Origin of the sequence: Mesorhizobium sp. B1-1-1 (genome assembly GCF_006442955.1) — a bacterium.
Lineage (GTDB): Bacteria > Pseudomonadota > Alphaproteobacteria > Rhizobiales > Rhizobiaceae > Mesorhizobium.
Map to the genome: position 1 here is coordinate 87,896 of NZ_VFWW01000011.1, position 16,974 is coordinate 104,869.

General features: G+C 58.2%; 13 protein-coding genes and 2 tRNA genes. 5 read left to right on the top strand and 10 right to left on the bottom strand.

The genetic code is table 11. The annotated features are described in order from the left end of the window. Positions 1-11 precede the first annotated feature (11 nt). The 9 genes from FJ986_RS22960 to FJ986_RS23005 all read right to left on the bottom strand — a co-directional run bounded on the left by FJ986_RS22960 (position 12) and on the right by FJ986_RS23005 (position 12,444). The gene (locus FJ986_RS22960) at positions 12-872 is read right to left on the bottom strand and encodes a ParB N-terminal domain-containing protein (RefSeq protein WP_140675782.1); all 861 of its coding nucleotides are present in this window, start codon (positions 870-872) and stop codon (positions 12-14) included. Positions 873-912: 40 nt separating this feature from the next. Then, positions 913-1,566 (bottom strand): hypothetical protein, encoded by a 654-nt coding sequence (locus FJ986_RS22965; protein WP_140675784.1) that lies wholly within the window; start codon positions 1,564-1,566, stop codon positions 913-915. 306 nt (positions 1,567-1,872) lie between these two features. Beyond that, entirely contained in the window at positions 1,873-2,433 is a 561-nt protein-coding gene (locus FJ986_RS22970) for a hypothetical protein (protein ID WP_140675787.1), read from the bottom strand. Further along, positions 2,430-3,038, bottom strand: a complete 609-nt coding sequence (locus FJ986_RS22975; RefSeq protein WP_140675790.1) for a recombinase family protein — start codon at positions 3,036-3,038, stop codon at positions 2,430-2,432. Before FJ986_RS22975 ends, FJ986_RS22970 begins: the two co-directional genes overlap by 4 nt. Positions 3,039-3,389: 351 nt before the next feature. Next, positions 3,390-5,999, bottom strand: a complete 2,610-nt coding sequence (locus FJ986_RS22980) for a DEAD/DEAH box helicase family protein (protein WP_140675793.1) — start codon at positions 5,997-5,999, stop codon at positions 3,390-3,392. Between the two features lie 3 nt (positions 6,000-6,002). Then, complete coding sequence (locus tag FJ986_RS22985; protein ID WP_140675796.1) at positions 6,003-8,120, bottom strand: DNA methyltransferase; 2,118 nt, start codon at positions 8,118-8,120, stop codon at positions 6,003-6,005. A gap of 239 nt (positions 8,121-8,359) precedes the next feature. Further along, a complete protein-coding gene (locus FJ986_RS22990) occupies positions 8,360-10,462 on the bottom strand; it encodes an AAA family ATPase (RefSeq protein ID WP_140675799.1) in 2,103 nt (700 codons plus the stop codon). Between the two features lie 405 nt (positions 10,463-10,867). Then, entirely contained in the window at positions 10,868-12,277 is a 1,410-nt protein-coding gene (locus FJ986_RS23000) for a tyrosine-type recombinase/integrase (RefSeq protein WP_140675804.1), read from the bottom strand. Between the two features lie 92 nt (positions 12,278-12,369). Continuing rightward, a tRNA-Asn gene (locus FJ986_RS23005) sits at positions 12,370-12,444 on the bottom strand. 224 nt (positions 12,445-12,668) lie between these two features. Between FJ986_RS23005 and FJ986_RS23010 the strand changes: the two genes are divergently transcribed. Continuing rightward, positions 12,669-12,929, top strand: coding sequence for a hypothetical protein (locus FJ986_RS23010; protein ID WP_140495745.1), 261 nt, complete (start codon positions 12,669-12,671; stop codon positions 12,927-12,929). A 55-nt stretch (positions 12,930-12,984) separates the two neighbouring features. On the opposite strand, the gene FJ986_RS23015 is transcribed toward FJ986_RS23010, so the two are convergent. Next, positions 12,985-13,236: a hypothetical protein gene (locus FJ986_RS23015; protein ID WP_140495746.1), complete on the bottom strand. Its 252-nt coding sequence runs from the start codon at positions 13,234-13,236 to the stop codon at positions 12,985-12,987. A 221-nt stretch (positions 13,237-13,457) separates the two neighbouring features. Between FJ986_RS23015 and FJ986_RS23020 the strand changes: the two genes are divergently transcribed. The 4 genes from FJ986_RS23020 to FJ986_RS23035 all read left to right on the top strand — a co-directional run bounded on the left by FJ986_RS23020 (position 13,458) and on the right by FJ986_RS23035 (position 16,936). Further along, positions 13,458-13,531, top strand: a tRNA-Cys gene (locus FJ986_RS23020). Positions 13,532-13,620: 89 nt separating this feature from the next. Then, the gene (locus tag FJ986_RS23025; protein ID WP_140495747.1) at positions 13,621-14,289 is read left to right on the top strand and encodes a protein-L-isoaspartate O-methyltransferase; all 669 of its coding nucleotides are present in this window, start codon (positions 13,621-13,623) and stop codon (positions 14,287-14,289) included. Between the two features lie 178 nt (positions 14,290-14,467). Continuing rightward, the gene (locus FJ986_RS23030) at positions 14,468-15,847 is read left to right on the top strand and encodes a TolC family outer membrane protein (protein ID WP_140495878.1); all 1,380 of its coding nucleotides are present in this window, start codon (positions 14,468-14,470) and stop codon (positions 15,845-15,847) included. Positions 15,848-16,105: 258 nt separating this feature from the next. Beyond that, entirely contained in the window at positions 16,106-16,936 is an 831-nt protein-coding gene (locus tag FJ986_RS23035) for a PopZ family protein (protein ID WP_140495748.1), read from the top strand. The last annotated feature ends 38 nt before the right edge of the window (positions 16,937-16,974 follow it).

Here is a 16,974-nt window from a genome sequence, read left to right on the forward strand (position 1 = left end):
CCCCTAGTATCCTAGTAATCACCATCCGAGAGCTCCTCCTGCTCGTGAAGGTAGCTTAAACGAACGTCGGCCCAGGCTTCCGTCTCCAGCAATCTCCCGGGGAGCCTCTCGTCCAACAAGAGGAGAGCCCGCGCGAAACCCTCAGGGTCTTTGTGAGGTCGATCCTTCAGTGCCCGAGCTAGGCTTTTGACGTAACCTTGAGCGCGGCGTTCTGTTGCGGTGTCGTGATCAATCTCTGGACGATCCTCACCTTTAGCCACGCGTTGGGCTTCTGCCCAACTCATTCCCAACATCTGGTCCGCAGTTACTGCCTGCTTGGTCAATTGTCGCTTGACCCGCCTCATATTGGCCACTGAACTCTCAGCTACGGCGCATTCTAAGGCGACTTGGCTCTTGGAATAGTCGGTCCGAGCTGTGAGCTTCCATGCGGCATTTGTCTTGTCCTGAAGACTCATAGGCATCTTGTTCTTGGAATTCAGAGAGACCGCTTTCGCGAGAGCCTGTGCGAGGTCACCTGTGAATACACGGACCGGGATATCCCTTACGACTTTCGCTCGCTTGTAGGCGAGCCGCCTGTGGTGCCCGTCAAGAATGTACCAGCCCGATCCGCCCCACCAAACGGTGATTGCCTCAAGGTAGTTGGGTTTCTCAGGTCTTCCGATGGCCTTCGCCAAGACATCAACGTGAGCTTCGTGTTCTCCCTCCCGAAAGGTCAAATCCCTTGGCTGGAAGACGCTTTCGACAGCACGCAGCTGGTCGAGGTCGAGAGTCTCAGGCTCACCCTGAGGAGCCCCCGGGGTGATGGCAAGGGCCTTTCCTATTGCCTCCATAGCTTCTGCTGTATCTAGATCGTCGATGTCAGAAGCAGTCAAAACAGGCTTCCCTTGATTGCAATGGTATAGGACGCTGCGCTCAGGCCGCGTTAGCTCTGTGAAGGCCGATGCGCACAGATGCGAGGAGCGTCGCGTAGCCTTCGCCGATTGGTGATTTCACCGGCTGATCCCACAGGGACACCCCAAGATGCAAGGAGCTCTTTGCCGCAGCCAGAGCGTCAGCGCCAAGCAGCCGCTGGACCGTGCCGGACACCTTCTTCCGCTGCAACTGCGTGTGCGAAGACCAGACAGTCGGGTGTCTTGGGCCGTTGGCCGTGTAGAGGATTGTCGTCGTGTCCTTCGTCATCACAGGCATAGTCCATTTTCGGCTTGGGGTTCCCCTCTGGGTCGCCCAGCTTCCCGCCTGCGTCTCTATGAACCTCTTGCGAAATTCGGGGAGGCCATCGAAATGGAGCAGAGCCCAGCCCTCGACCGCTGCCGCGCGAATGAACCATTCCCGGAAGTCCCCGCCATTCTTGGCTATGGTAGCTTTGACGATCTCGGCACGGCCTCGTTGGGTGATCCTGCGGTGCAAATCACCTGGCCGCACGGCCCAGCTCTCCGGACGGTTGAACTTCCGGGCCTGGAAGCGCAGTTCTTGCTCGATCTGGTCTCGCTGCATCGGCAGACAGTCCTGCTCGATCCATCGCTCGATGGCCTTGGAGAAGACCTCAAGTTGCCCAAGGCTGGGCACGGTAGCAACAGGGTCTCCGATGTCCCGTAGCCGATCAGCATGGGACCGGCAGAAGCGGCTAAGCCCGGCTCGCTGATTGGTGCAACCTTTGTGGCTACAAATTAGGGCTTGGTTCCGGAGCTTCCGAAACTTGGTGAGACTGGAGCGGTCGCTTCGGTCCGTGGTCATCCACGTTGTTGGGTTTCCCCTTTGGCTCGTCACTGTGATTCTCTGGGTTATCATAAAGAGCGTGGAAGTAGCACTGGCTCCACGCCGGTATAGGATTATAAGTGTAGCAACGAATCATGGAGAATGTATGGTATCTCATCAAGGATGCTGCAGATATTTCTTCAGTTTGCTTACCTCCAGCTTGTGTCCTTTGCTGCGCCCACCAGCAACCACACGCAGCTGGATACATGTGGTGATGGTGACAGCGGAAGCGATGTCAGCGAGGAGTTCTCGATACCTAGCAGCAAACCCTTGCAGCAGAGACCTCTCTGCAGCTTCACTCCCGAAGGGCTTTTGCACATACATCAACTCCCCACGTGGTCGACGGTATTCAGCGGGACGTATTAGAAACTCATGTTCGACCCTGTTGATAAACTTTGGGTCAAACTGCTCGCGACCGGCCCCCGGGTGCCAAGAGACGATGAGGTTGCTAAGCTGGTTGTAATAACCGTGGATCTCAACGGATGGGCGCTCCGTTAGCCAGTTTGCAGGCTTCAGTAGCGCTTCAACATTGGCAACTTGAACGCCAAAGTCGTCATCGGCTTGATCAAACAGCTCACGTCTAAGATCTTTCGCGCCAAGGTCCGCAGCGGCTTGGAAGTAGTCTCCACTGGTCTTGTCGGCCGCCGGATCAACGTATCGTTTCGCGACGAGCTTCATGGAGTTTGTCCCTTCGCCGCAGCACCGGCTTTGAGGATGCGGAAGACGCTTGCTCGGCCGATCCCCAGCTGACTAGCAACGGCGTCTGCCGTAAGCCCCTCAGCCCTAAGGCGAAGCACGTCAGCAGCCTGACGCCGAGCGGTTGGAGCGCGGCCTTTATATTTGCCTTCGGCCTGGGCCTTGGCAATGCCCTCGCGCTGGCGCTCAAGCATGAGGTCGCGCTCAAACGCCGCAATGCCTCCCAATACGGTAAGCATCAATTTGCCGGTGGGCGTCGAGGTGTTGAGATCGAGCGATAAGATGCGGAGCGCAACGCCCTTGCCCTCGAGGCCCTTAGCGATCTGCAACAAGTCCAGCGTCGAGCGTGCCAGCCGGTCCGGTTTGGTGACAATGAAGGTGTCCCCATCTCTGACATACTCCAGAGCCGCATCAAGCTGGGGGCGTTTCGTGGCGACTGAAGATAGTTCTTCGTGGAATATCTTCAGGCAACCTGCGGCCAAGAGGTCCCGCTGTTGTGCTGCTAGTCCCGCCTTTTGATCTGTGGTTGAGGTGCGGGCGTATCCGACAAGGTGGCCTTGTGGCGCCGTGGGTTTCGTTGGTGGCATCCTTCACTCCGAGAGTATCATTTAACTCTTAGAGATTGTGATCCGGGCGTATCATAATGTCAATGCCCACTTGTGTGATACAACAAAAGGGGGCGCTTCTATGGTCTCACAAGGGCAAGTCTCAAAGAGACTAGCAAAGGCAACGAGACACGGAGTTCGCTGCGAAGATGCAAGCGCGAAGGTGAGCGATTTCCTAAGCGGCCTCCAGGGGGCAGGGGGAGATTGACTAGGCAAAGTATACGTATTGCGGAAACAAATTTTTCTGAAAAATGTTTCAAAGAGAGGCCCCGTACACCAACGGTCAAACCACCCCAAGTGTCTTACGAAAAACCTCTCGATTGGAAACGATCGTCAGTCTGGTGTCAGATACTCACTCGAAACTCCGCTATCGAAAAGGGTCCTTGCTTCCTTGGCATCGGCCACCGCCTTGCGGACTTCCGCGTTGGTGAGGTCCAGCACCCGGTACTTGTCGCCTACCTTCTCGACTGCCTCGATGCGGCGGTAGACGTTGGGGTGCGTTTCGGCATAGCGGGCGAGGCCGCGGAGTTTGGGCATAGCGTCGCTAAGGTGGGTGCCATGGGGGTCGACGATATCCGCAGCGATCGTACCATTCGGTTGCAAGGAAAAGAAAATAAAGTCCGGGCGGACAATCTTGGTCTGCGTGTTATTGAAATACGCGACCCCGAGAGAGTCCTGACTCGGTCGCGACGGATTGCGGTACCACGCCTGGAACCCCGGATGCCGCATCTCGGTCTCAAGCACCTTGATTTCTGGCGTGTTCATTTCGGCTGGAAAGCCGCCGGTCTCGTCGCAGAGCATATGATGCTCGTAGGTCGGGAGAGCAGTTTCGCTTCCATTCGTTTCGCGCACTGAGGTGGCAGCCATCCATGAGTTAGGTCTAGCTAGATCGATGTCCTGTGGTTCGGTGCTCATTTCCTTGATTTGGCGGTATGCGTCTCGGCGCTCGTCCGAGAGTCCCTTAATCGCGACGCGGTACTTTTCCAGCCATTCCTTGGAAAGTTTGTCCGCCTCCCCGTCCAAGTACGTCTTCACCTCTGAGACCAGCCCCAATGCCGCAATATCCGCATGGGCCTCCATGAGGGCGTCTTCTGGGGTATCTGCATGGGCCGCCTTCGTTGCCAAATATTCGGCATAGGTACGAGAAAGGTCCGGGCTCAATGCGCGGGATGCCCTGCGATAGGCGTCTTCAATAACCGAATAATCAGCTTCCTCCCAAAAGTCGTCGAAGGACTTTTCCTTCTCCTTTAGATCGGCGGTCAACGTCTTGCCGTCGACAGTGAGGACACCTTTGCGCGCGGTGGCGATTTCACCGGCGTATCGGGTCCTAGCAGCATCGAGGACCTTGTGCATCTCGCCGTGCGCAGTTTTGCCCGCGTCGGGCAGCAGCCCGTCTGCGGCTAGTTCATGAGCAAGAGCGGTCAGTCGTTTCACGGGCCTCGCTACCCGCTGGGGCAAGGCCTGTGATGGCAGCGATAGAAACTTTTCCCATATCGACTCCGGGATTGACGGGTTAGGAGTCATTTCCTTGGGGTTGATAAGAACTCGACGGCCGGGAAGTGGCGCGTCTCCAACATCACCACCTCCGTTCATCAGTGCGTCTGCAACGGCCTCTACCGACTTCACGTCGAAGAAGGGTAGCAGGCATTCAACGGAATTGAGCCTCTCGTTGCCTGGGATACGACGGGCCAACGGGGTGCGAACCATGCGCCCTAATAATTGCGTGATATGCGTACGGTCTCTGGCCGGACGGAAGGAGACCATGACCTCGGCTCTAGGGCAGTCCCACCCAGTGCTAATGGCGTCCTTTGCGATCAGCACGCGAACCCAAGTCGATTCCTGCACTCGTTCCGGGGAAATGTACGGGATTGCATGAACGCCGAACGTCTGAGTGCTGTGCTCGCCAAAAACGTGCGCGACGGAGTCGCTTGTCAGCTCCGGCCAATGCTGGAAGATCATATCCAGAGCACGCCCAATCTCATTGGGATCCGGAGTATTTGGTACCTGAAGGACCATCAGGGGCTTCACGACATCTGCATCATCTTGCTGCTTGGCGTACTCGGCCCAGGCCGCGCTGATTTCCTTGATCTTGTCCGTTGCTCGTCGGACGAGTACCGTGTCGAAATGTCCTGCCTTTTCAGGGATGTCGAGGATGATCGTATCCTTCAGCAACCCTGAATCTTGCACTTTCGCAGAGTCCACAACAACGTGGGGTAGTGTGCTTCTACCTTCGGCCCCCGCCATCGCTGCATTGAACCGCTCAACGGTCGCCGAGATACCCCATACGATGGGTATCGCGGGCACGGCGCCAGCGCCGTTTATTAGCCGTTTCACGATCGTGGACTTGGCGTCCAGCACTGCTCTTGTCGCGTTCCCCATACCCCGGTGAGCCTCGTCAAGCACGAGATAAAGGGTCAGCGAAGGGTCATCGATAGTGTTCTGAATCGTGTCCCAGATCGTGTAGGAGCGCATGTCGGGCCGCAATTCGGGGAATGGCTCTCCTCGTTCTGCATACATCGCTTCAGGGTCGTGCCCCCGCACGAGAAGGCTATTTTTGCCGAGCTTCTGCGTATTGAGGAAATATACCTTTCCGGGCTCGAATTTCTCGCGATTGAACGTGTTCTGAACGACAACAAGGTCGGTGAAGTTAAGCAGTTCTGACGCTTCCATCAGTCTGAATCGAGTCTGCTCGTTGAGCGCCGGATCATCACTGAACCAGATTACCACGGCCCCAGGATCGGCATCGAATTCGAAAGTGTCATCCCCGTGAAAGAGCGCCTCGAACGCAGCAGCTGCCATCACGGTTTTGCCAGCGCCAGTAGTGGCCGTCAGAGAAAACGCGTGTTTGTCGTTTTCCTCGTGCCAACGCCTGGACGCCTTGCGAAGGTTGACGAGGACATCGCGGACTGCCTCGTCCTGATAGTCCTTCAGCGTGAACTTCATCGATCATTCACCATTCGCGAAGCGGAAGTTTGAGAAGTAGGATTCGTAAAGTCGGATAGGTTCGACAGAGTGGGGCAGGTGACGGGAAACCGCTTGGAACCGGCGGTCATCATTGGTGACGATGTAGGCAAATCGCAGCCCTTCTGCCGCCCGGGCTGCTTCGCAGAAAGGCGTAACTTGATCCAGATCGATCAAGATTCCGTAGGTATCCGCCACCTCCCAGCCAGAAGGTGGGGGCAGGTCGATGCGTCTTCCTTGGCTCCCCGCACGCATCCACAGGAGAGGCGCAATACGAACAAAGGCGTGATTGTGGCTCACGGCCACAAGTGTTTCGTAGGTTAGAGTGAAGAACTCGGCGTTTTCCTCAAACCCTTCGGCCATAGGGAACTCGTCCGTAAACTTGTAGTTTCCTTCGATGGGTTGGCCATCGGGGCACTTGCCGCTGATTGCTGCTGCAACCCGGGGCTTTGTGATGTAGTCACAGATACCCCTGTCCTCCCATTCAGAATCCCCTGGTCGAAATCCCTGTTCTCTCAGCGCGTCTTGCTCGTTTGCAGCAACCTCGTTGTTCGTGACGGAGATGCATTGTCGACGACCACCATCTTGGCGATTTAGGCGCATGACGGCGTGGGCAGTCGTGCCGGAACCTGAGAAGAAATCAAGGATTGTCGCGTCGGGTTTATTCTTCACAAAGAAGCGTAGCGTATCCTCAACCGCGTAGGGCGATTTTGGGTATGGGAAACGCCTGCCAGGAAGCAGCGCCTTAAGAACTCCCGCGCCGTACTCGCTAGCGCTGTGGGAAACGGTGTTCCAAACTGTGACGGGACTACGGGTCCCAAACGAGTCCGCAAACTCCAGCTCCAGGGCGCCTTCGGATGTTTTGCCAACGATTGCTACTTCCCCCGATTCCAGCATCTTCCTAATACCTCGCTGAAGGTAGGAGACTGATCGCTGGCCTGTAGCCGCATCTCGCCGTCCAAATTTGACATGGCCCAGCCTGATGTATTCACGAAGGGACTCGGGGCTCAAACGCCACATCAACTCTTGGCCGTTTTGATCAATTGGCCATATGGCGACCGTTCCTGGTGGGCTGGAAACTTTTTCGGGCTTAATTTTTGCCGCCGGTGGCTCGCCCGCTGAATGGAAAGTGCCAGTCTTTGCATCAACGTAGATGGGATAAAACATACTTGGGATGCGCTCTCGACGGCTTCCTTCGCCATTTCTCATCAGCCCTGCCCATCGAACGCTTCGCGAATCGCCGTCATCCGCGCGGAGCATGTCGGAACGCCATGGAAGTACACCGGCTGTTCCGAAGTAGACAAAGAAGAGGTACTCATCGACGCGACTGAATCTGCCAGCGCGAGAAGATCCTTTAGGATTGATGACGCTACTGACCATTTGGATAGTTGCCTCTGGGAACGTTTGCTCCAAGAGCAGCCCTAAGCGAAGATATTCTTTTTCGTCGATCGTTACGATTAGTATCGAATCGGACGGATTCAATAATTGTCTAGCAAGGATTAACCTTCTCTCCATGAAGGCTAGCCATTTGCTGTGACGATAGAGGTCTTCTGCCTCCACGTAGTCGTTGTTGTATTTCCAGTCTCTCGCGCCCGTATTGTAGGGCGGGTCAATGTAGATGGCGTCAACTTTGCCTCGATGGGTATAGGTCAGTGCTTTCAGCACATGGTAATTTTCACCATTGATAACCGCGTGGAAAGGCTTGTCACCGCCGCGCTCAATCTTTCCGGTGCTTACGAGCCCGGGGTATATGAAATCTCGAAACTCGGCCACTACCACTAGGTCGGCTATCGGACAGTCCCTGGTATCCGCTCGTGTACCGCCGAGTAGGTCGAGCCGTGCATCGTTGGATTTCTCGATCTCCCTAACAATCCAAAGCCGTTGATCGCCCTTCGCCGTTGATCCGCGCTTCGGCAGCACTCGCACCTTATCGCCCTTGCGTACTGTGCGACGAGGCAACTCGACCGCCTCGGGTTGATGGCGCTCGAAATTGAGGCCAAAAGCTCGCCGCGATGATAGCGCCTTGAACTCGCGCTCGATGTCAGCTCCCAGCTGATCATTTTTTGCCTTCACTTCGGCAATGAGGTCTGTGAGTCGTGACACGTCAGTTCCTTAACGGATCACAGGATTACCCTGCGTCTGCATCCAAATTCCGTTTGAGCGAGCTGTGATTCCCCTCCAGCGGCAAGAGGCCTTCATAGCCGAGATTATTGGCGCTGGCGAACCTCAGCGCGGCACACTAGCTCTTCGCCCACGACGTTCTGTTGGTCCACCTTGGCAGGCCCAGTCTGCGCTGTGGTATCGGAAGAGCCATGACTGGCCGCCTTGCGAGCTGCGTACGATCACCGATTTCGCTTGTGCATGATCGCTTCGACAATTGCCGCAAGTGTCTGGCTTCGTGCGCCGAGTCGAGAGGCCTCAAGGAGCGCGGTTGCCATCGCGGCGGGCGTCTTTAGCACCTCATCGCGATTTTGGAGCCCGAAGTGATCCCTAACTGCATCTACTTGAGCATCATAAATCCCGACGCCGATTTCCGCTTTCAACGTTGGCTCCAATTCGGTCTCAAAAGACGCGAAGTCTGGTCCAACAAATGTGCGCGCGTCGTAAGGCTGGGCAATTCCAAATAGTCTTTGGATGGCGCGGTTCGTCTCCACGTCCTTGATGCCGTGAGGTCCTGCGTCGCAGTCCCAGACTGTGTAAACTGGTATTTCCAACTCGAGGAAGATAGTCGCTGCCTTGTCCATGCTTGATTTTCCACGAGTTTGAAGCACGGCTATCCCAAAAGCCTCGAAATCGATGCCTTCCAGTGCCGCCGCAGCTGAAAGCGCTGCGATGTCGCTGATACCCTCGACCAGAACCACAAGGTCGGCGAAGAAGCCTTCCGATAATTCTTGACCGAACACGTGGAGGCGGGCGCGGGTCGAAGCTGGGGTAAAGGTGCCAGCGGCTACATTCCGAGCTGCCTCCAAACGGGCTGCGACAGCTTGGATGCTGGAGGACGTTATGCGACATTCTTTGTGTTCATCCGGGTCCCGAAGGTGTCGACGGGCAACCCTAACCTCGTCAAATCTGTTTAGAACTACAAACAAGGATGAGTGAGAGGCGAAGACCACCTGGGTTTGAGCCGCTACCCCCGGAAGGCTCCCGTCAGTGAGGCGCGTCAGGACTCTCGCGAAGTGGCGTTGTTTCGTGGGGTGCTGGTAGAGTTCGGGCTCTTCAATTGCCAAAATCAAGCCGGGGAGGACGAAGGGAGGCACGGCAGGTGCTTGGTGAACGGCAGCTGCCTCTGGCTCAGAGCCGTTTGCACGAATTACCTCTGGTTCAATAGCAATAGCAGCAGTTGCCTCATCGTCGAGTTCACGATCGAGCGTCTCCGCTGGTTCGGGTCCAGCATCTATGCCTTCAACGGTATCATCGGCGCGAAGGCCTTCTTCTGGAGGAAGTTCAGCATCAGCGGCGCTCGCCTTTGCTAGGTGCTGAAGTAGCGTAACGATAAAGGCGCGCTGTAGGCCATGACCTTTCCGATCGACAGGACCTTCGAACCCGTCTTCATCCAAGAGCACCTCTGCCGAAGGCAGTGGCACGGCAAACTCAGCGGGAGCGAGCCATTTGAGAGCAACGGCGGCTTCCGCATAGAAGTCACGTAGCGTGTTCGTGAGGATGCCCGATAGGGCGCCCAGTTCAGGAAGGCGTTCTGGGTTCACAAGCTCAACATACTCACGAGAGATGCGCTCTTGAAAGGATCTAACATCTTGGCGCCGCTGGACCGCGCTTCTGACGACCAACTCCATAAGCCGCGCGACCACTGCGCCTCGCGCATCAACTGCGTCTGCTGATGCATCGCGTACCGCCGGTATAAAGACGAAGCTGGTGCTTTTCTGAAGGTTTCCCCTTCCCACATTCGAGAAGCCAAAGAACTGGCCGTCGTCTGGCATTAACTCGCAGTCGCCGGGGTGCGCACGTTCCCAAGCGTCCAGTTGTGGTTCAATTTCGTCTGCCCGACGCGCGAGATCGAATCCATACTGTTCTCTTGCATCATTGAAGATGCGCCGTTTCTCAAGCGCTCCTGAAGCGGCCCGAATATCGGCAAAAGGTGGATGCGCCAGTCTGGCACCAAAATACCGTCCATTAGTTCTTCCACCACCCGCTTCGAAGACACGAGTGACCGTCAGCTGATTGTCTTGTACCCGGTCCCCGAACCTCTCCAACTCGTCGGCGCTAAAATTAGTGAAGGTAAGTGAGATTTCGATGGGTTCTGAAGTGTCTCTCCCAAAGAAATCGTCCAGCTCGATAGTATTTGTAGGCGAGTAAAATTTATCGATGGCTCGGAGGACTGTAGACTTCCCTGCGCCGTTTCCGCCAAGTATTGCGGTTTGAGCTCCAAATTCAACAACGACATCACGAATCGCCCGAAAGTTCTGAATATGCGCACGGCTCAGAATCATCGTGAATCCCCCTTGTGACCTATACTAAGCACGGTTAGATAGCGCGACAATAATGGGCGGGGTTCGATGGAACGCACAATATGCGACGCAATACGTAGCCGATCGATTATTTCTTTTAATTACAAAGGGAAGGGCAGGAGGGTAGAGCCTCACACCTTAGGGTACGATAGCAAAGGACATCTTGCTCTCTGTGGATGGCAGTTGAGCGGAGGATCGGGCCAGGACTGGCGCGACTTTCATTTGTCGGGAATGTCCCAACTGGTCATCACGACTGAAAAATTTTCGGGACCGCGCAATGGGTATAAGCGTGATGACAAGACTATGAGCCGAGTACTATGCCAGCTTTAAGCGTAGCTGGAAGCATGCGCTTGGTTGGGTAGACCCACCGCCAACTAAGCAATAGGGCTATCTTTTATGAGGGCGTGCCCTCGGCTCCAAGTTTGCCCTTTCAAGCGCTCGTCTGGCGACCTCAAGGCGCGCCTCGTCGCCCCCATAGTCCTCCCCAACGCTCCCCGAAGAGTGACCTAGAACAATATCTTGATCCGACTTATTGACCCCCGCCAACCTAAGCCGATCCTTCATAAGATGACGAAGGGAATGGGTAGTGGCTTTTGGGTCAGCCACACATGCCCGCACGTGCTTCCCGAGGGCGGCAGACGCTGATGCCGGGCCTCGGGGTCGACCATAAGCAGGAAACAACATCGTTGCGTTTCCAGCGGCCTCTACGGCTTCCTTTGCGGCTTTGAGAGCCTCCCCAATCAATGGGACGTTCCGCCGAGATACCTTATTCTTTATCCGCCGATCGTCATGCCACTCGACTGTTAGATGCGGAATGGCGTGATCCAGGTGTACATCTGCCACACGAAGTCCTGAGACCTCTGCGAGGCGGCACCCGGTGCCATTTAGGAGTGACCAGATGTGCCGAAGGTCTCCCTTGGCGTAAGACGCTATGCGCGCGGTAATCGCAGTGACCTCGTCCAGCGTGAATGGACGACGCTTGTCCCTATCGGGCTCAGCCCTATCCTTCGGTGCGGCTTCCAAGTTCATGAAGGGGTTGGCGGCCCCCACAAGGTCAAACTCTCTTATGGCGTGGTTGATGACCGCCCGGACCACGTTCAAGTAGCGGTCCACTGACGACGCCTTGCGCCCATCCAACATGTGATCACGGACGTCCTTGGCATCCTCACGCTTGATGCTTGCCAGCTTGCGGTCTTTGCCGAGCGCCTCCCTGACGAGCCTGAAGACACGCTCAAGCTCCATTTGCTTGATCTCATCTCCTCCAACTCGCTCTTTAAGATACAGCCTCTTGGCGTCTTCAAGGGTCGGTGCTGGCGTGCCTGCTGGGTTTAAAACTAAGGCTTGCGCCAATGCCGAGTCGGCTTCAGTAGGGATGATAGTCGGAATATCGTCATCGTCATCGTCTTCAAGGCTATCGAAGTTCGGATCGTATTTGCGCGCCAGTTTCTCAACGACCTTTAGCCTAGCTTGCCAGTCCGCATCCTGCTCGATCTCGCGGGGATGCGGAAAATCACGGTCTTGGCGAAACCCCATCTTACGGGCAGCAGCTATCCCGTCGCGGAAATATGCGTACTCTGTTGGGACCGGCCCCTGGGCGCGCTTGACCGCTTCGGAGAAAAGTTTCTCCGCCTCGGCATGAACCCTCGGATACCTCTTGAGGGCCTCCTGTTCAGTTGCCCCAAGCGGCACAAGGTGTTCCCTCTTGCCTAGAATGCCCCGAAGTTCCTCAGGAATCTTGCGCCTGTAGCGCCAGCCAGCCTTGCCACGTTTCTGTATGTGCTTCACGTCAATCTTCATGCTCAGGGTACCCCGCAGTGTATCGCGCGGTGTATCTCTGGGGAAGTGGAAACCCTTACAGACCTTAGGTTTCAAGACTTTTCTGGATTAAGTGGCTCCCCGGGCCGGATTCGAACCAGCGACCAACCGGTTAACAGCCGGTTGCTCTACCACTGAGCTACCGGGGAACAGAGGCTCTCATGCGAGTGGCGCAGCCTATAGCAAACCCTTTTCGGCTTTGCAAAGAACCATTTCGCATTTTTCCGAGACTTTTTCGCTCAGGCGTTTCTCGCAATCGGCGGCGTTCGTCCTCATATTAGCCGTCTTGCGAGGGGCGCGGAACCGAATGCGCGGTCGCGGCTTTCGTCGTCAAGTGACATCCTCAAACCACCAGACGGACCAGCCATTCGAGATGACGGCAGCAGAAGAAAACCAGGCACCGGCGCGAAAGATATCGGTCTTCGGGCGCAAGTTCACCATGCCGCGTTCGCGCGGCCTCAGGATTGCAATCGGCGTGCTTTTGACGATTGGCGGCATTCTGGGGTTCTTGCCGATTCTCGGTTTCTGGATGGTGCCGCTCGGACTTTTGGTGCTCTCCTACGAATTCGCCATGGTGCGCCGCCATCGGCGCCGGTTCGTCGTCTGGTGGGAACGGCGGCGCCGGCCGGATTGATCGGCCACGCCGGGGACCTTGCCCGGCTTCGTCGCGGCGGCCTTTGGGGCCCGAATCAAATCGCAGCGCTATCCTGCGTTCCAGTGCTCGCCTCCTCCGGGGCGTCCTGCTGGCCTGCTCTCAGATCCTCGCTGATTTCCTTCAGGACGGCGGAAGCCGAGGCAAGGCGCGCGCGGTCGCGCGGTGAAAGCCGGCCGGTGCCTTCTATCTTGAGGCAATCCATGGCGTAGCGCACCAGCTCCTCGCACCCCAGCAGCGGCGAGCTGTCCGCGTTGTTGGTCGACTCGTCCGGTTTGGCCAGCTGCATGGCGCAGTCCTCCTCGGCCTCAACGCAGCCCGGTGCGCGGAGTTTCTCCCGATCATCCGCCATGCTTAACGGCTTGCTAACGCAGCTCGAACCGCCCTGTCTCGCATTTAGGGCGGGATGCGGGGACTGGCGCAGGCGAAACCGTCGCGAATGCATTGTCGCCGCTTGACGGCTTTTTCGCCGCAACCTATTGGAACCGGGTGGAACGCCGGGAGTAACGAGGCCTCGTGGCGGAGTGGTTACGCAGAGGACTGCAAATCCTTGCACCCCGGTTCGATTCCGGGCGAGGCCTCCAATCTCCGGCTCCCGCGCGTCAGCGCAGGGAGCTCGCCGTTCCCGTCTAAATGAACCGCGATGTGGCGCGGCAAGCGGATTGGTTGGGACATGAGCGCTGATTTCTCCGAGCTTCGCGTCAAGATGGTCGATGGCCAGATCCGCACCACCGACGTGACCAGCACGCCGCTGCTCGACGCCATGCTTTCCGTGCCCCGCGAGCTTTTCGTCGACGAACGCCAGCGCAATCTCGCCTACATCGACGAAGACATCCGCATCGCGGACGGCCCCGGCGGCGCGCGATATCTGATGGAGCCTTCGCCGCTGGCCAAGCTGATGCAACTGGCCGAGATCAGTCAGGCTGATTCGGTCCTCGATGTCGGCTGCGGCACCGGCTATGCCTCGGCCATCCTGTCGCGACTGGCGGGCTCCGTGGTGGCGCTTGAAAGTGATTCGGCGCTGGCCGAAACCGCAAAGTCGGTGCTCTCATCGCTGGGCTGCGGCAATGTGACCGTGGTCCAGGGCCCGCTGCCGCAGGGATATGCGGCCAAGGCGCCCTACGATGTCGTCTTCGTCGGCGGCAGCGTCGGCAAAGTGCCGGCGGCGCTGCTCGACCAGCTCGCCGAAGGCGGCCGCCTCGTCGCGGTCGAAGGGCAGGGCAATTCTGGCGTGGCGCGGCTTTTTTTCAAAGCAGGGGGGGTTGTAACCGGTAGACGGGCATTTAATGCGGCAATTAAGCCACTACCCGGGTTCGAACGTGAGCATGCTTTCGAATTCTGAATGATTTGGCCTTGCAGCAGAGGCTTTGTCATGGTCGCTTGCATTTGAACAATCGTTGCTGATCCCAATGGGGGCACTTTGGGCCGAGCGACAGGGAACATTCTGACACGCCGCTCCGGTTCTCCAAGGAGAAGCCGGTGCGGCGTGGTTCCCATGGAAAACGAATGAGGGTTTAATGGTGCCGTCTCTACGCAAGTCACTTTTCACCGCCGTCCTCGTTTCGGCGACCGCGCTTTCCCCGCTGGCCGCCTCGGCCGAAACCATCTCCGGCGCGCTTGCAAAGGCCTATCAATACAATTCCTCGCTGAATGCCTCACGAGCCGGCGTACGCGTCACCGACGAGAGCGTGGCCATAGCCAAGTCCGGCTGGCGCCCGACCATCACCGGGACGGCCGACACGAATTATGTGAATACCCGTGCCAGCGGCGCCAACGTCAAGACGGGGTCGGCCAGTGTGGCCATCGTCATAAACCAGAGCCTGTTCGACGGCTTCCAGACGAGAAACAATGTGGCGGCAGCCGAATCGCGGGTCAAGGCATCCGTCGAAAGCCTGCGCAACACCGAGGAGAACACGTTGTTGAGCGCGGCCACGGCCTATATGGACGTGATTCGCGACCGGCAGATCGCGGTGCTGACGGAGCAGAATCTGCAGTTCCTGACCGAGCAGGCGCGCGCCGCGCGCTCGCGGTTCGAGGTCGGCGAAGGCACGCGCACCGACGTTGCGCAGGCCGATGCGTCGCGCGCTTCCGCCGTGGCGTCGCTCAGCGCCGCCCGCGCGCAGGCGCTGGCAAGTGCGGCGAGCTATCACCAGATCGTCGGTGACGAGCCGGGCAAGCTCAGGCCTGCCTCGCCATTGGCCAGGCTGCTGCCGCCGAGCCTCGATTCGGCGATAGCCATCGCCTCGGCCGAGCATCCGGCGATCCTCGCCACCCAGCATCTGGTCGATGCGGCCGCGTTTTCGGTGAAGTCGTCCGAGGGTGCATTGCTGCCGCAGCTTTCCGCATCGGCCGGCATTTCGGAGGATTATCTGCATCGCAATCCCGACCTCCAGGGGAGCAACGGCGGTTCGACCTCGGCCAACATCGGTGCGACACTGACGATCCCGATCTATTCGGGCGGCCGCACCTCGGCGGTCGTGCGACAGAACAAGGAATCGCTTGGCGAGGCCCGCATCCAGGTCGACGTCAGCCGCGACCAGGTGCGCCAGGCCGTCGCCTCGGCGTGGTCGCAATACACCGCCGCGCAGCAGAGCGTCGCCGCCAACAGGCAGGTGATCGACGCCGCTCAACTGGCGCTGAACGGTGTCATCGAGGAACGCAATGTCGGCCAGCGCACCACGCTGGACGTGCTCAACGCGCAGGCCACCGTCATCACCGCCAAGATCAACCAGGCAAATTCCGAGCACGACGTTGTGGTGGCGAGTTATGCCATCCTGTCGGCGATCGGCCGCCTCTCGGCCGAGCGCCTTGCGCTGCAGGCGACGAAGTACAGGCCTGAAGAGCACTACAATGCCGTCAAGGACAAGTGGATCGGCCTGCGCACGCCGGATGGCCGCTAAACTCCACAGATTCGAGTAGTTCTCTCGAAGCGACCCGGCGTTCGATCGAAACGCCGGGTCGCTTCATTGTTTGCGCAACTGCGCCGGCAACCCGTCACATGCTTTTCGACGAATTGCGCTAATCTGTTGAAATCCCACATGTCCCCAGAATGGGGATTCTCGTACGGCGCTCCGTCGGTTACGCTGTCGCCATGATTCGAATCCGGCGTTTACCGGAGCGGAAGTCTGTAACAGGTCACAAGGGCGGCGGATGTGACGATGGCAACGGCAAGCAGCGCACAGCGCGAACCTTCCATGGAAGAGATACTGGCTTCCATCAGGAGGATCATCGAGGACAGCGACAGCGGCCGCAAGCAGCCGGACGATGCCGATGACTTGCGGCAGGATCTGAAGCCGGCGGCGGGCGCTGCTCCCGACGTCGATGCGTTCCGCGCCGAATTGCATGCCGCTCCCGAGGTCAGGAAGCCGGTCACGCTGGCGGAGGTGCAGGCACAGACATCGGCGGCCGAACCAACGGTCGCGCGCATGGAAGCGCCGGAGCGAACCGATCCCGTGGCACCAAGGGCGTCGATGACGCTTGCCGAGGTGAGCGCCCGGATCGCCGCCGAGCCGCTGCCCGCCGAAAGGACCGACAGGCCCGCGACGCCCGAGGCCGGCGCGGCAAGCGATGCCATCGTCGCCGATTGGCGCCGCGAGATCGCAGCGGTCGGCGAGCAGGCGAAGGCGATACCAGGCATTCGCAAGCCGGTTGTCCAGCCCGAAGCGCCGGTGGACGAGCCGATGCCGGAGCCGGCGTTCGAGCGGACCCCTTCGATCGCCGCCCCGGCGAGCACCGACGAGGCGCGCAAGGCGGCGGATGAAACGCCTGCGGCCCGTCCGGCAATCCTTTCCGAGCATACGGGCCGGCAGGTCGCCGCGGCCTTTGGCGAACTCTCCGACGCCTTTGCCAGCCGCAGCAAGAAGACATTCGACGAGATGGCCGAGGAGATGCTGCGGCCGATGCTGCAGGACTGGCTGGACAACAACCTGCCAACGCTGGTCGAGCGCCTGGTGCGCGAGGAGATCGAGCGCGTGGCGCGCGGCGCGTAATGATTTTCCCGGGTCGCCTTAGGTGGCTAGTTGGACAC